Raw genomic sequence first — 13,374 nt, 5'->3', positions numbered from 1 at the left:
TTGAAAAAAGGAAGCCTTGCAGGCGTAGATGGCCGTTTACAAACAAGAAACTATGAAAACCAGCAAGGACAGCGTGTCTTCGTGACAGAGGTCCAAGCTGAAAGTGTTCAATTTCTTGAGCCGAAAAACGGCGGCGGTTCTGGTTCAGGTGGATACAACGAAGGAAACAGCGGCGGAGGCCAGTACTTTGGCGGAGGCCAAAATGATAATCCATTTGGGGGAAATCAAAACAACCAGAGACGCAATCAGGGGAACAGCTTTAATGATGACCCATTTGCCAACGACGGCAAACCGATTGACATCTCGGATGATGATCTTCCATTCTAATGTGATTATCACCTAAAATGAAAAAGAAAGGAGGGAAATGACAATGGCAGGAGGACGCAGAGGCGGTCGTGCGAAACGCCGTAAAGTGTGTTATTTCACTTCTAACGGTATCACGCACATCGACTACAAAGATGTAGATCTTCTTAAAAAGTTTGTTTCTGAACGCGGTAAAATTTTACCACGTCGTGTAACTGGAACAAACGCTAAATACCAACGTAAATTGACTGCAGCGATCAAACGCGCACGTCAAATGGCTTTACTTCCATACGTAAGCGGTGAGTAAGCTGATGCGTAAAGAGCAAGGACCTGCGGGTTCTTGCTCTTTTTTATAGGGGGAGGATGAAACATGAAGTTGATTTCATGGAATGTAAACGGCCTGCGGGCTGTGATGAGAAAAATGGATTTCCTCTCTTATTTGAAAGAAGCGGATGCAGATATTATATGTCTTCAGGAAACGAAGATACAGGACGGCCAGGTTGATCTCCAGCCTGAAGGCTATCATGTGTACTGGAATTATGCAGTGAAAAAAGGATATTCTGGCACAGCTGTTTTTTCTAAGCAAGAACCGCTGCAGGTCATCTACGGTATCGGAGTAGAAGAGCATGACCAAGAAGGCAGAGTGATTACGCTGGAATTTGAAAACGTGTTTGTGATGACTGTTTACACGCCCAATTCCAGAAGGGGATTAGAGCGGATTGATTACCGCATGCAATGGGAAGAGGCTTTATTGTCTTATATTCTTGAATTGGATCAGAAAAAACCAGTGATTTTATGCGGTGATTTGAATGTAGCCCATCAGGAGATTGATTTGAAAAATCCAAAGGCGAACCGGAATAACGCTGGATTTTCAGATCAAGAAAGAGAGGCATTCACTCGTTTCTTAGAAGCTGGCTTTGTTGATTCTTTCCGTCATGTTTATCCTGATCTTGAAGGCGCTTATTCCTGGTGGTCGTATCGTGCCGGCGCCCGGGACAGAAATATTGGATGGCGGATTGATTATTTTGTTGTTTCTGAAAGCCTTAAGGAACAGATTGAAGATGCCAGCATATCAGCGGACGTCATGGGTTCCGACCATTGTCCTGTTGAACTTATCCTCAATATATGATGAGATAGCAGTAAGGATTTTACACTTACTGCTTTTTTTAATGAAAAGGAGAAAGAGATGGCAAATATAAAAGAGATCGCAAGGCTGGCAAATGTATCTGTTTCGACTGTCTCGCGTGTATTGAATCATCATCCTTATGTATCTGAAGAAAAGAGAAAGCTTGTTCATCAAGTCATGAAGGAATTGGATTATACACCAAATCGAACCGCAATCGATCTCATTCGCGGGAAAACCCATACAGTCGGTGTGATTCTGCCTTATAGCGATCATCCCTGCTTTGATAAAATCGTTAACGGAATCACCAAGGCGGCTTTTCAGCATGAGTATGCAACGACCCTTCTCCCCACCAATTATAACCCCGATATTGAAATCAAATATTTAGAGCTGTTAAGAACGAAGAAAATAGACGGTCTCATCATTACTTCCCGCGCCAATCATTGGGACAGCATTTTAGCTTATCAGGAATATGGGCCGGTCATCGCTTGTGAGGATACCGGAGACATTGATGTCCCTTGTGCTTTTAATGATAGAAAAGCTGCTTATGCAGAGAGCTTTCGCTATTTAAAGGGCCGCGGGCATGAGAATATTGCTTTTACGTGTGTCAGAGAAGCTGATAGGAGCCCGAGCACGGCTGATAAAGCTGCGGCCTATAAAGCTGTCTGCGGAAGGTTGGAAGACCGCCATATGCTGTCCGGATGCAACGATATGAATGATGGTGAGCGGGCAGCTGAACATTTTTATATGAGCGGGAGGGTTCCGACTGCTATTTATGCAAATAGTGATGAAGTGGCAGCTGGAATTCATCTATTTGCCAAAAAGAGTAATTGGGATGTTGAAATCATAGGCGAGGGAAATACTTCTATCAGCCGTGTTCTTGGTTTTCCGTCGCTTGATTTGAATCTTGAGCAGCTCGGCATCGCAGCATTTTCTCTATTTTTTCAGGATGAACCCGCTGATATCAAAATTCAGCATAAATTTAAGAAAAAAGCTTGAACTGAAATGCATTTCATACCTTATAACTTCATTGAAGGCGAAGGAGGAGGAAGAAATGCAGATTGAACATACAGCGGTCTGGGTCAATGATTTAGAGCGAATGAAGTCTTTTTATGAATCGTATTTTAATGGCGAAGCGAATGATTTGTATCATAATGAGAAAAAAGATTTTAAGTCTTATTTTATTACGTTTGGTTCCGGAGCAAGGCTGGAGATTATGAAAAAAGGAAATGTGACCGATCCGCCCTCACAAACAATGACAGGCTGGGCACATATTGCCTTTTCCGTTGGGAGCCGGGAGAAAGTGGATGAACTGACTGCTCGGTTGAAGGCGGATGGTTTTGCCGTCGTCAACGGCCCGCGGACAACAGGAGACGGCTACTATGAAAGTGTGATTGAGGATGATGAAGGAAATTTGATCGAGATTACAATCTGACATGGAGTGACTTAAATGCTGAGGACAGAAAAAGAAAAAATGGCAGCCGGAGAATTATACAATTCGGAAGATCAACAACTATTACTAGAACGCAAGCATGCGAGACAGCTGATTAGACAATATAACGAAACACCGGAAGATGATATAGTGCGGACAGAGCTTTTGAAGGAGCTGCTCGGTTCGGTTGGGGATCAAGTCACCATTTTGCCGACATTCCGCTGTGATTATGGCTATCACATTCATATCGGAGATCATACATTTGTTAATTTTGACTGTGTCATTTTAGATGTGTGTGAGGTGCGTATCGGCCGTCATTGTTTGATTGCGCCAGGTGTACATATCTACACGGCCGGTCATCCTCTTGATCCGATCGAAAGGAAATCCGGGAAGGAGTTCGGTAAGCCTGTGACAATTGGAGATCAAGTTTGGATTGGAGGCCGGGCGGTGATTAACCCGGGAGTGACAATCGGTGATAACGCAGTGATTGCTTCTGGATCTGTTGTCACTAAGGATGTACCCGCTAATACTGTTGTAGGCGGAAACCCCGCGAGGATTTTGAAGCAATTGTAATGAGATCAGTGCGGCAGATCCGCACTGACTTTTTTAAATCTGTTTCGCATTCGTATTAGGACCGAAGAAGATTAACAGCAAGGAGCATGCGAGCCAGCAGCCCCCAATAAATAAGAAGACGCTGATATAGCCGAGCTGAACGGCAATAAATCCGACAAGCAATGAGCCAAAAATGTTTGAAAAACGGCCAAGACCATAGGCTAAACCGCTGCCAGACGAGCGGTATTCAGTCGGATAAGGTTCAGATGTATAGGCGTATAAGTTCGAGGTAAAGACCCGTTCTGTGATATTCACGATAAAACCAAATACAATGATCATGATGGGAATAAAAGTCATACCATATAAGAGCCCGGCGATGGCCGTCAGAAACGCACTCGCAGCTAAAATCCATTTTCTTTGAAATCTTTCGGAAATCATGGAGCCGAGCAGTGCGCCAAGCGGAGCGCCGACGGAATGCAATACGTTATACCACAATGTATTTTCCATGGTGACGCCATTGCTTTTTAGCAGGCTTGGAACCCATGAGGCAAATCCGTAAAACCCAAACGTTTCAAAAATCCATACAGCAGATAATACGATGGTGATTTTGAGGTTTCTGCCTTTCAATAAGCCGGCATAACCTGCATTCTGCTTAACAGTTTCGCTTACTTTAGGCTGGGATGCTGCCGGAAGCGGGCCTTTCTCCTTTTCAACCTGTGCCTCAATTCGATTGAGGATCGCATCGGCTTTCGCATATTCCCCGCGATTTTCGTGCCAGCGAGGTGACTCTTCCAGACGGCGGATGAAGAAAAAATAAATAAGGCCGACGGCACCCCATACAAATACTAGCCTCCATCCCCATGAACCAAGAGGAATGACAAAGGCAGACACAATGTTGGTGATCGGAACCCCGATCAATCCAATCATGGCACAAAAAGAAATATATTTTCCACGAACACTTGAAGGGAAAAATTCCGCCAAATAGCTATTCGTAATGACCATGGCGGCTGCAACGCCAAATCCGGTGAGAAAACGGAATGTCATTAAAGATGGAATGTCCCATGCCGCAGCATTGCATAGCGATGCGATTGAGAAAACAAAGACAAATAGATTTAAGGCTTTTTTGCGGCCGATTCGATCGGACAGCCGTCCGCCCAGTGAAGCGCCTAAAAACATGCCTAAAAACGAAGCAGCCGTTACGTTAGCAATAGTTGAAAGCGGGATGCCCCAATGCTCGATCAGTGCCGGCGCTACATTGCTGAGGGTAAATAAATCTGCGAGATCAAAGAAATAAACAATGCCGAGAGCGGTTAACACTTGGAAATGAACGCGTGAAATCGGAAGGCGGTCTAAACGATTCGCTGCGTTTGAGAAAGGATGTGTATTCTTTTGTTTGAAGATCGTATTCATAAAAAACCCCCCCCTTTTTAGTAGTAAGAAAAGACTGAAAATTCCCCTCTTGGGACTATTATAAGTATCTTGGTTCATTGGCAACAGAGTTCAAATCACTAGATGGAAGAACTAAATTCACTCTTTATATTTTAATTTTGCTTAAAAGATTTCCAAAACAGTAGATTGATAGACCAATTTATGCAAATATATAGTAATATTCTCATTGAAAGGAAGAGACATAGAAGGAATGAATTCATTTATCCGTCCTATAGAAGGAAACAATACGTTGTGGAGATATTTTTTCGCTTTTTTGGTGATGGTAGGGTTATATGTATTCGGGAATATAGCTTACCTTTTCGTTATACTGTTCACGGTTATTGTGAATCCCAATATCACGTTTGATTTGGATGAAGCTGTGCTGAGTGATCCTCTCGTAGATCTTTATTTGTCCCATGTGATTTATTTATTCGCCATTCCAGGAGTTTGGCTGGCTGTGCACTTTATTTTGAAGCGGCCTTTCCGAACTGTGATTACACCAAATTCAAAGATGAATTGGCGGAGAATTTCCTTTGGTTTTATTGCTTATTTCTTGCTGATGATCGCCGTACAATTGATTGATTTTGCGATTCATCCTGATAGCTATTCAATGCAAGAGTTTAATGCCTCACGCTTTATCTGGCTGCTAGCGGCTGCCCTCATTTTGGTTCCGATTCAGACATCAGCTGAGGAACTGTTTTTCAGGGGATTTTTGCTTCAAGCTTTCGGGAGATTGACGAAAAATCCACTATTTTTGACACTGATTGTCGGAGGATTGTTTGGCGTATTGCATTTTGCGAATCCAGAAATGAACAACGGTGCTGTCTGGGCAGGAATTGAGTATTTAACATTTGGTTTTGTGTGGACCTATTACACGATTAAAACTGGAAGCATCGAAATATCACTTGGCGCCCATGCCGCGAATAATATGTTTTTGTGTATGTTTATTACAGAAAAAAACAGTGTGTATGGAGGAATTCCTTCTCTCTTTACGGTTACGCGGGGGAACCCGATGTGGGAGGCTTTCTTTACGATAGCGGTCAACCTTGTGTTTGCGGGGATCGCTTTATGGTACCATAAGAAATCAAAAAGTAAGCAGCAAGGATCTTAATCCCTGCTGCTTATTAACGTGTGGATGGCTTCTTCGATATTCGTTGTCGGCTGCTGGCAGGCGAAGTTTTCACAAATATAAACGGTTGTTTTGCCGTCTATGATGCGGTAGTCTGCAGCGAATGGCGCAATGTCTTTGCATTGATCAGGAAGCTCTGCTACCAGAATGGAGTCGTTGGGCTTAAAGGCTTTTTGAAGCTCCGCTATGATTTGTTTTCTGGCTGGATCATCTGCGCTGCCAAAAATAACGATTTCTTTTTTAGGCATTAGATGCCTTAACACACTTTGCATAAAGAAAGCATGGCCGCTCGGATACGCGTCGATGTCTGGCTTGAACACGGAAAACATTGTTTCCGCTTTTTCGATCAGTGATAAGTCGCCTGTGACTTGTCCGAGACGCAACAGTTGAACAGCTGCCACACTGTTTCCGGAAGGCACGGCGCCGTCGTACACTTCTTTTTCCCGTACGATTAAGGCTTCTGCATCGTGTCCGGTGAAGTAGAATCCGCCATGCTCCTCATCCCAAAATAAGCTGATCATATCGTCTGTCAGTTTCTTCGCTTTTTGTAAATAAGAAAGATCAAACGAAGCTTCATAGAGATCCAGATAAGCCCATAGGAGAAAAGCGTAATCGTCGATAAAGCCTTTGTTTTTCACTTCGCCATCACGATATCGGACCATCACACGGCCGTCGATGATTAATTTGTTTTCAATAAATGTGATGGCGTCTTTCGCTAGGCTGAGATATTTCGGCTCCTGGTATACCTTTGCCGCTTTCGCAAGACCCGCGATCATCAGCGCGTTCCATGAGGTCAGCACTTTATCATCGACATGCGGATAGGTTCTTTCCTCGCGTGCCTTCAAGAGCTGCTGTCTTGCGTCTTCGAGTTTGAGACTGAGCTCTTTTTCGGTTAACCCGGCATCCTCTTTGATTTGTTCTCGCTTTGTGTGAATGAGGTTAGGAATATTTTTGCCTTCAAAGTTTCCTTCTTCAGTGATGTCATACACTTGGCAATACAGCGTTCCGAGATCGTCCCCGAGCGTTTTCAGAATCTCTTCCTTTGACCACACGTAGTACTTTCCTTCTTCTCCTTCTGTATCCGCGTCTAAAGCAGAGAAAAAGCTTCCGTCTTCATGAGTCATTTCCCTCTGAATGAACGTAATGATCTGCTCACAAATCTCTTTATAACGGCTGTTTTGCGTGACCTGATAGGCTTCTATATAAGCGGTCAGCAACAGCGCATTGTCGTACAGCATTTTTTCAAAGTGGGGAACGAGCCACTCGTCATCGGTCGAATAGCGGGCGAACCCATAGCCGATATGATCGTAAATGCCGCCATTCGCCATGCTGTCCAGCGTTTTCGTCACGTTGTATAAAGCGTTCTCCTGCCCCGTATTGTGATGATAACGAAGCAAATACATCAGCATATGGGGCATCGGAAATTTCGGTGCCTGCCCGAAACCGCCGTAGATCGTATCAAACCCGCTGGCAAGCTGCTGGAATGTCCGGTGAATCGCTGACTCGCTAAGGCCTTCGCCTGATTTGGCGGCTGTTTTGGTCTGCAAATGTTTAGCGGCGTTCTCCGCAATATCCTCGACATGCTCACGGTCGTTCGCAAACGTCTCAGACAGATGCTCAAGCACATCAACAAAACCGGGACGATTGAATTTGCTCGTCTTTGGAAAATATGTACCCGCGTAAAACGGCTTCTGATCAGGCGTGATAAACACATTCAGCGGCCAGCCGCCCTGCCCGGTCATCAGCTGGCAGATTCTCATATAAACAGAATCCACATCAGGTCGCTCTTCCCGGTCGACTTTAATCGCCACAAACCGTTCATTGAGAAGACGCGCGATTTCTTCGTCTTCAAAGCTTTCGTGAGCCATAACGTGGCACCAATGACATGTCGAATAACCGATGCTGACCAGAACCGGCTTGTTTTCGCGTTTTGCTTTTGCAAATGCTTCTTCTCCCCACGGGAACCAGTCCACAGGGTTGTGGGCGTGTTGGAGTAAATAAGGAGACTTTTCAGCGATTAATCTATTGGGTTTACTTTTATTTGGCATGGGATCACCTTCTTCCTAAGTTGGTTATATTCAGGTTACCACAGTTATCCTAAACAAATACAATAACTGACTGCTTATCGATAATTGTGATGTGAAAATATAAACTAATGTTTCATTTTGCCACTTGAGATAAATGCGAATAACGTTTTTCCTTGTTTCGCAATCTGGTCAAATTTTTATAAAAAAAGTAAAAGTTTAAACCTTAGTCTATATATAATAAGATCATATCAATCAAATGTAGGGGGAGTTATTATGAAGTGCAATAAAATGAACAGGGTACAATTAAAAGAGGGAAGCGTATCAATGACCCTATAAACTGCGTCTGCCCTCATTAATGGAGGGGAAATTGTGAATACGTCTTATTCACAGTCAACTTTACGGCACAATCAAGTTTTGATTTGGCTTTGTGTTCTATCATTTTTCAGCGTATTAAATGAAATGGTTCTGAACGTCTCATTACCTGATATCGCCAACGATTTTAATAAACTGCCAGCAAGTGCAAACTGGGTGAATACTGCCTTTATGTTAACCTTCTCCATTGGAACAGCTCTATATGGAAAGTTATCGGATCAGCTGGGCATTAAAAAGCTGCTTCTATTTGGGATTATGGTAAATGGCTTTGGGTCGATCATTGGATTTGTTGGACACTCTTTCTTTTCTATACTCATTCTAGCCCGGTTTATTCAAGGGATTGGTGCAGCCGCATTCCCAGCTCTTGTGATGGTTGTCGTTGCGCGCTATATTCCAAAAGAGAACAGGGGGAAAGCATTTGGCCTGATCGGGTCCCTGGTAGCAATGGGAGAAGGTGTTGGGCCAGCTATTGGCGGAATGGTTGCTCATTATATCCATTGGTCGTATTTGCTGCTTATTCCAACTGCAACAATTATCACCGTTCCATTCCTTATAAAATTGTTGAAAAAGGAAGAGAGAATAAGAGGACACATTGATATGGCAGGGATTATATTGATGTCTGCAGGTATCGTATTTTTTATGCTGTTTACAACATCTTATAGATTTTCTTTTCTGATCATCAGTATTCTTGCTTTCTTCATATTTGTAAAACACATTAGGAAAGCTCAGGACCCTTTTGTTGACCCTGAATTAGGGAAAAACGTCTTTTTTGTGATTGGAACCCTTTGCGGAGGACTAATATTTGGTACAGTAGCAGGATTTGTCTCTATGGTTCCTTACATGATGAAAGATGTTCACCATTTAAGTACTACAGCAATTGGAAGCGGCATTATTTTCCCCGGAACAATGAGTGTCATCATCTTTGGTTACATTGGGGGATTGCTTGTTGATCGGAAAGGTTCCTTGTATGTACTAACTATTGGAAGTGCATTGCTTTCTTCGGGCTTTTTAATCGCTGCCTTTTTTATAGATGCAGCACCATGGATCATGACAATTATAGTAATTTTTGTTTTTGGAGGGCTATCTTTCACAAAAACAGTTATATCTACAGTTGTGTCTAGCAGTTTGAAAGAAAAGGAAGCGGGCGCTGGAATGAGTTTGCTTAATTTCACGAGCTTTTTATCAGAGGGAACGGGTATTGCGATTGTAGGCGGTTTATTATCTATCGGCTTCTTAGACAATAGGCTGCTGCCTATTGACGTTGATCACTCTACCTATTTGTATAGCAATATGCTCATACTTTTTGCAGGAACCATTGTTATTTGTTGGCTAGTAATCTTGAATGTATATAAACGTTCGCGGAGGCATCGCTAAATGAGTGAAAGGATCAATCTTGTAAAAGTAATCCAAGGTTGATCCTTTTTTGTAAAATGAATAAACATGGCATCAATAGCATGTTCTTTAGATTAGCCATCGTTAGCTATACCCAATAGATACGAGAACAGGCTTGTTTTCGCGTTTCGCTTTTTCATATGTTTCTTCTCCCAAAGGGAACCAGTCAACAGGATTGTGGCATGTTGCAGTAAAATAAGTAGACTTCTCAGCGATTAATCTATTGGGTTTATTGTTAATAGGCATTGGATCACCTTCTTTCGTTTTTTTATAAAATACAAAACTTAGCCGATTACTTAAAAGAGGGAGAAGAAAATATACTATAATGCTTAATGATGTTAATGGAGGAGACACCGTCCTTTTCAATCCTCTTTTATTACAGAAAATTTGATATTGATAATTCCATAGTATATTAAGGGGAACCCATTATTTATGGATTCCCCTTTAGTTCAATAAGAAGGATTACTGTCGAGTGTTACTTTACAATGTTAGCCATTCCAATGATAAACGATTTGCACAACGCCAGAGGAAAATGTTCTTGTATTCACCATTTTTAAATTTATCCTCTGTTTTACATCAATAAACAACGGTTTTCCTTCTCCCAAAACAACAGGGTGAATAGATAATCTAAATTCATCAACAAGCCCCAAATTTATAAAAGTTGTAATGAGACTCGCTCCACCATATAGCCAGATGTCTTTGCCAGGATTTTTCTTCAATTTATTTACTTCTTCATGAATATTATCATTTATAAATATGGCTTGATTATCAATCTCATTTTGTGTTCTGGAAAAAACATATTTCTTTTTACTATGAACCAATTTCCAAAGTTCCTTTTCTGTATCAGGGTCTTCATTTTTTGGAATGTATTGTCCCCATAAATCGTAGCTTTTTCTGCCATATAAAATAGTATCAATTTGATTTAAAAAATCAGTAAACCCCATATCAGGGTCCATAATACACCAATCAACTTCTCCATTTTTCCCTTCAATAAAACCATCTAAAGTAACTGCTAAATCTAAAATGATTCTTCTCTGTTTTAAGTTATTTGTCATAACTATTCATCCTTTTACATAAGAAGTTGGTTGAAATTCTTCTCCCACTCTCGCACCAGATGAACTAAGTTGCGTTTGTGGACAGAGTGAAGAACAGTATCCTAAAATGAAAGTGCCCACTACTCTTCGCAGCTTGATTAGCAGGAACACTCTTTATCTTCACTTGGTTAAATGAAAGCTCTGCTCGATTAAGTTATAGATTTCGCCTTCTGGATCTGTCCGTTCTAAAACAATTGAAATCCAATGTTCCTTATCCATATGATATCCGGGTAAGATATTTTCCCCGTTTCTTAAGCTATCACTTATTTCAGGGGGACATTTTAGATTTAGAATATCTATTTCGCCATGACCATCCAAGCCTAATTTTTCTGGGAGAACATTCATGATAAGACCGTACCATTTTTTGTTTGATGTATGTCTCAAAGAAGCATAGTTTGGGTATTTCTCCCACGGGTAATCAGGCGATGTACCGTATTTTTCTTTGACGTGTTTAAAGATATCTTCTCTTGTTAACATACTCAATCACTCCTTTATTCACTCTACTTTCTTCTTGAAAAAGTCAAAGAGCGATCCTTGGTTGTCCTTTGGATACTTCAATAGAGATGTCATCAATGGCAGAAGCTGTGTCAAAGCTTCCTCTCTCCACGGATACTAGTCAACAGGGTTGTGGGCGAGTTGAAGGAAGTATGATATTTCTCATTGAGTTTATTGTTAGTGGGCATAGGTTCATCTTCTTTTCTCTTGTTTCTATTCCTTTTTACTGTACCACAAGCCTCTGTTGAAATACCCTATTAAGACAGTGAAATAGAAAAATCGCTATATATAAAAGGTAATGGATGCTGTTCTTTTAAAGAGTGCCCTTTTGGAAGCTGTTATCGATCGAAACGAGTATGCTAATATAATCTCGTTTAGGAGGGGATTGATATGATCAAGAAAATGACTCAAATGAATTTGAAAGATTTCAATAAACCAAACGAACCTTTCGTTGTTTTTGGGAGAATGATACCTGCTTTTGAAAACGGTGTTTGGACATATACTGAGGAACGATTTTCTAAACCTTATTTTAAACAATATGAAGATGATGAAATGGATGTTAGTTATATTGAAGATGAAGGGAAGGTTGTCTTTTTATATTATGTTGAAAACAACTGCATCGGCCGGATTAAGATTCGTTCTAACTGGAATGGGTATGCACTAATAGAGGACATTGCCGTTGCAAAAGACTATAGACAAAAAGGCGTTGGAACAGCATTATTACATAAAGCGATTGAGTGGGCAAAGGAGAATCGCTTTTGTGGTCTTATGCTTGAAACACAAGATATTAATGTTTCAGCTTGTCGTTTTTATGCCAAACATCACTTTATAATAGGTGCAGTTGATACGATGCTTTATTCCAACCTTCCAACAGCAAATGAAATTGCGATTTTTTGGTACTATAAATTTTAATTTATCATAAAATTATTGAACGAAACGTAGCTTGTTTTGCGTTTCGTTTTTTCAAAGAAGAGGTTTTTTAACCCCTTCTTTTTTTTGATAAGAATTGTTTTTCCACAATAGGCATAAAAACGTGAAGGATCATTCCTCCCAAACAGACGGTTAATAGGGTTCCGATGCCGATAGGGCCTTTAAAGATGATGGCTAATACTAAGAAAAGAGCGTATACCAATGTTCTTGAAAACAAGATTGTTCTTTTGGAGAGATCTCGGATAATAAGTGTTAAATGATCGATGGGTGTTGATGCGAATTTCGTCTGAAGATAGATGGCTGTTCCAAGACCGATGAGCACCAAACCAATTCCGAAACAAATCAGTTTGCTTAACAACGCATTTAGATAGATGGTGTTTTTTACAACAAACAACCATAGGTCAATGCCTATTCCAGTAATGAATGCTGTAATTAAGCCTAGCAAAATAGGTTTTTTTCTCGTTAATATAGCGTTGCAGATTAAGAGGATCACAGAAATAAGGACCTCCCAGCTCCCTACGGTAAGACCGATTTCTTTTGACAGACCAACCAAAAGGGCATCGAAGGGTGATGTGCCCAGTCCTGATTGTATGGTTAAGGAAATGCCCAAACTTAATATGAGTATGCCTAATCCGTAAAAAATATATTTCATGTTAAATCCGCGATATTTCTTTTGTCATCAGGACGTGAGGGATGCCGTCTTCCATAAATTCCTGTGAAGAAATCTGGTAGCCCAGTTTTTGATAAAAGCCTGCTGCTTGTGTTTGACCATGCAGCTTACATGCAGTCAGTCCTTTTTCTTTTATGATTTCTTCTAACCCGCTTACGATGACTTTCCCCAATCCGTACTTACGGTAAGGTTTTAGGATGCAGATTCTTTCCAGCTTTGCTGTATGGTCAACGATGCGCACACGGCCCGTGCCGACAGGCTGATTCTCATGATATACCAAGACATGCTGGCATTGTTCCTGGAGCGTATCAAATTCATCGAACTCTTCGGATTCCGATACATGTTGCTCCTCAATGAAAACCGTCTTTCTAATATTAAAAGCTTCATGTAAATCAGCTTCAGTTGTTATTCTTTTTATATTCATTAT

The 13,374-nt window shown here is 41.3% G+C and carries 15 protein-coding genes and 2 pseudogenes; 10 read left to right on the top strand and 7 right to left on the bottom strand.

Annotated features, from left to right (window positions below; translation table 11 throughout):
* The 6 genes and pseudogenes from ssbA to RAC86_RS26195 all read left to right on the top strand — a co-directional run.
* Positions 1-327 (top strand): annotated as a pseudogene (ssbA, locus tag RAC86_RS26220) (single-stranded DNA-binding protein SsbA); the annotation flags it as partial.
* Between the two features lie 43 nt (positions 328-370).
* Positions 371-610, top strand: a complete 240-nt coding sequence (rpsR, locus tag RAC86_RS26215; protein WP_003219224.1) for a 30S ribosomal protein S18 — start codon at positions 371-373, stop codon at positions 608-610.
* Between the two features lie 63 nt (positions 611-673).
* Complete coding sequence (gene xth, locus RAC86_RS26210; RefSeq protein WP_377886183.1) at positions 674-1,432, top strand: exodeoxyribonuclease III; 759 nt, start codon at positions 674-676, stop codon at positions 1,430-1,432.
* Between the two features lie 57 nt (positions 1,433-1,489).
* Complete coding sequence (ccpB, locus tag RAC86_RS26205; protein ID WP_377886182.1) at positions 1,490-2,425, top strand: transcriptional regulator CcpB; 936 nt, start codon at positions 1,490-1,492, stop codon at positions 2,423-2,425.
* Between the two features lie 55 nt (positions 2,426-2,480).
* Complete coding sequence (locus RAC86_RS26200; protein ID WP_213414713.1) at positions 2,481-2,861, top strand: VOC family protein; 381 nt, start codon at positions 2,481-2,483, stop codon at positions 2,859-2,861.
* Between the two features lie 15 nt (positions 2,862-2,876).
* A complete protein-coding gene (locus RAC86_RS26195) occupies positions 2,877-3,431 on the top strand; it encodes a sugar O-acetyltransferase (RefSeq protein WP_015250785.1) in 555 nt (184 codons plus the stop codon).
* Between the two features lie 33 nt (positions 3,432-3,464).
* Here the strand turns inward: RAC86_RS26195 and RAC86_RS26190 are convergent, their stop codons facing one another.
* A complete protein-coding gene (locus RAC86_RS26190; protein WP_029318525.1) occupies positions 3,465-4,820 on the bottom strand; it encodes an MFS transporter in 1,356 nt (451 codons plus the stop codon).
* A 229-nt stretch (positions 4,821-5,049) separates the two neighbouring features.
* Between RAC86_RS26190 and RAC86_RS26185 the strand changes: the two genes are divergently transcribed.
* Positions 5,050-5,949: a CPBP family intramembrane glutamic endopeptidase gene (locus RAC86_RS26185; protein WP_088327378.1), complete on the top strand. Its 900-nt coding sequence runs from the start codon at positions 5,050-5,052 to the stop codon at positions 5,947-5,949.
* On the opposite strand, the gene RAC86_RS26180 is transcribed toward RAC86_RS26185, so the two are convergent.
* Positions 5,946-8,015, bottom strand: coding sequence for a thioredoxin domain-containing protein (locus RAC86_RS26180; RefSeq protein ID WP_377886181.1), 2,070 nt, complete (start codon positions 8,013-8,015; stop codon positions 5,946-5,948). The genes RAC86_RS26185 and RAC86_RS26180 overlap by 4 nt on opposite strands.
* 252 nt (positions 8,016-8,267) lie before the next feature.
* Here RAC86_RS26180 and RAC86_RS26175 point away from each other — a divergent pair, with 252 nt between their 5' ends.
* Positions 8,268-8,330 carry a tetracycline resistance efflux system leader peptide gene (locus tag RAC86_RS26175; RefSeq protein WP_010886645.1) on the top strand — a complete coding sequence of 21 codons (63 nt, stop codon included), beginning with the start codon at positions 8,268-8,270 and terminating at the stop codon, positions 8,328-8,330.
* Positions 8,331-8,363: 33 nt separating this feature from the next.
* Positions 8,364-9,740, top strand: a complete 1,377-nt coding sequence (gene tet(L) / locus RAC86_RS26170; RefSeq protein WP_085185287.1) for a tetracycline efflux MFS transporter Tet(L) — start codon at positions 8,364-8,366, stop codon at positions 9,738-9,740.
* 105 nt (positions 9,741-9,845) lie between these two features.
* On the opposite strand, the pseudogene RAC86_RS26165 reads toward tet(L), so the two are convergent.
* The 3 genes and pseudogenes from RAC86_RS26165 to RAC86_RS26155 all read right to left on the bottom strand — a co-directional run.
* Positions 9,846-10,004: pseudogene (locus RAC86_RS26165) on the bottom strand (DUF255 domain-containing protein); the annotation flags it as partial.
* Between the two features lie 242 nt (positions 10,005-10,246).
* Positions 10,247-10,813, bottom strand: a complete 567-nt coding sequence (locus RAC86_RS26160; RefSeq protein WP_377886180.1) for a dihydrofolate reductase family protein — start codon at positions 10,811-10,813, stop codon at positions 10,247-10,249.
* 159 nt (positions 10,814-10,972) lie between these two features.
* On the bottom strand, positions 10,973-11,329 hold the full coding sequence (locus tag RAC86_RS26155; protein WP_021481096.1) for an MmcQ/YjbR family DNA-binding protein: 357 nt from the start codon (positions 11,327-11,329) through the stop codon (positions 10,973-10,975).
* Between the two features lie 408 nt (positions 11,330-11,737).
* Between RAC86_RS26155 and satA the strand changes: the two genes are divergently transcribed.
* Positions 11,738-12,259 (top strand): streptothricin N-acetyltransferase SatA, encoded by a 522-nt coding sequence (gene satA, locus RAC86_RS26150; protein WP_319620354.1) that lies wholly within the window; start codon positions 11,738-11,740, stop codon positions 12,257-12,259.
* Positions 12,260-12,326: 67 nt separating this feature from the next.
* On the opposite strand, the gene RAC86_RS26145 is transcribed toward satA, so the two are convergent.
* Entirely contained in the window at positions 12,327-12,929 is a 603-nt protein-coding gene (locus RAC86_RS26145) for a YczE/YyaS/YitT family protein (RefSeq protein WP_017695807.1), read from the bottom strand.
* A gap of 1 nt (position 12,930) precedes the next feature.
* Positions 12,931-13,371, bottom strand: coding sequence for a GNAT family N-acetyltransferase (locus RAC86_RS26140; protein WP_377886184.1), 441 nt, complete (start codon positions 13,369-13,371; stop codon positions 12,931-12,933).
* Positions 13,372-13,374: the final 3 nt, after the last annotated feature.

Source organism: Bacillus sp. LR_5, assembly GCF_042709275.1.
Note: the sequence above shows the minus strand (reverse complement) of the source record. Positions and strands in the feature narration are given on the sequence as shown.

Bases quoted from the DNA above. Each gene is read 5' to 3' on its own strand.
- rpsR (WP_003219224.1), top strand. From the start codon at position 371: ATGGCAGGAGGACGCAGAGGCGGTCGTGCGAAACGCCGTAAAGTGTGT.
- xth (WP_377886183.1), top strand. From the start codon at position 674: ATGAAGTTGATTTCATGGAATGTAAACGGCCTGCGGGCTGTGATGAGA.
- ccpB (WP_377886182.1), top strand. From the start codon at position 1,490: ATGGCAAATATAAAAGAGATCGCAAGGCTGGCAAATGTATCTGTTTCG.
- RAC86_RS26200 (WP_213414713.1), top strand. From the start codon at position 2,481: ATGCAGATTGAACATACAGCGGTCTGGGTCAATGATTTAGAGCGAATG.
- RAC86_RS26195 (WP_015250785.1), top strand. From the start codon at position 2,877: ATGCTGAGGACAGAAAAAGAAAAAATGGCAGCCGGAGAATTATACAAT.
- RAC86_RS26190 (WP_029318525.1), bottom strand. From the start codon at position 4,820: ATGAATACGATCTTCAAACAAAAGAATACACATCCTTTCTCAAACGCA.
- RAC86_RS26185 (WP_088327378.1), top strand. From the start codon at position 5,050: ATGAATTCATTTATCCGTCCTATAGAAGGAAACAATACGTTGTGGAGA.
- RAC86_RS26180 (WP_377886181.1), bottom strand. From the start codon at position 8,015: ATGCCAAATAAAAGTAAACCCAATAGATTAATCGCTGAAAAGTCTCCT.
- RAC86_RS26160 (WP_377886180.1), bottom strand. From the start codon at position 10,813: ATGACAAATAACTTAAAACAGAGAAGAATCATTTTAGATTTAGCAGTT.
- RAC86_RS26155 (WP_021481096.1), bottom strand. From the start codon at position 11,329: ATGTTAACAAGAGAAGATATCTTTAAACACGTCAAAGAAAAATACGGT.
- satA (WP_319620354.1), top strand. From the start codon at position 11,738: ATGATCAAGAAAATGACTCAAATGAATTTGAAAGATTTCAATAAACCA.
- RAC86_RS26145 (WP_017695807.1), bottom strand. From the start codon at position 12,929: ATGAAATATATTTTTTACGGATTAGGCATACTCATATTAAGTTTGGGC.
- RAC86_RS26140 (WP_377886184.1), bottom strand. From the start codon at position 13,371: ATGAATATAAAAAGAATAACAACTGAAGCTGATTTACATGAAGCTTTT.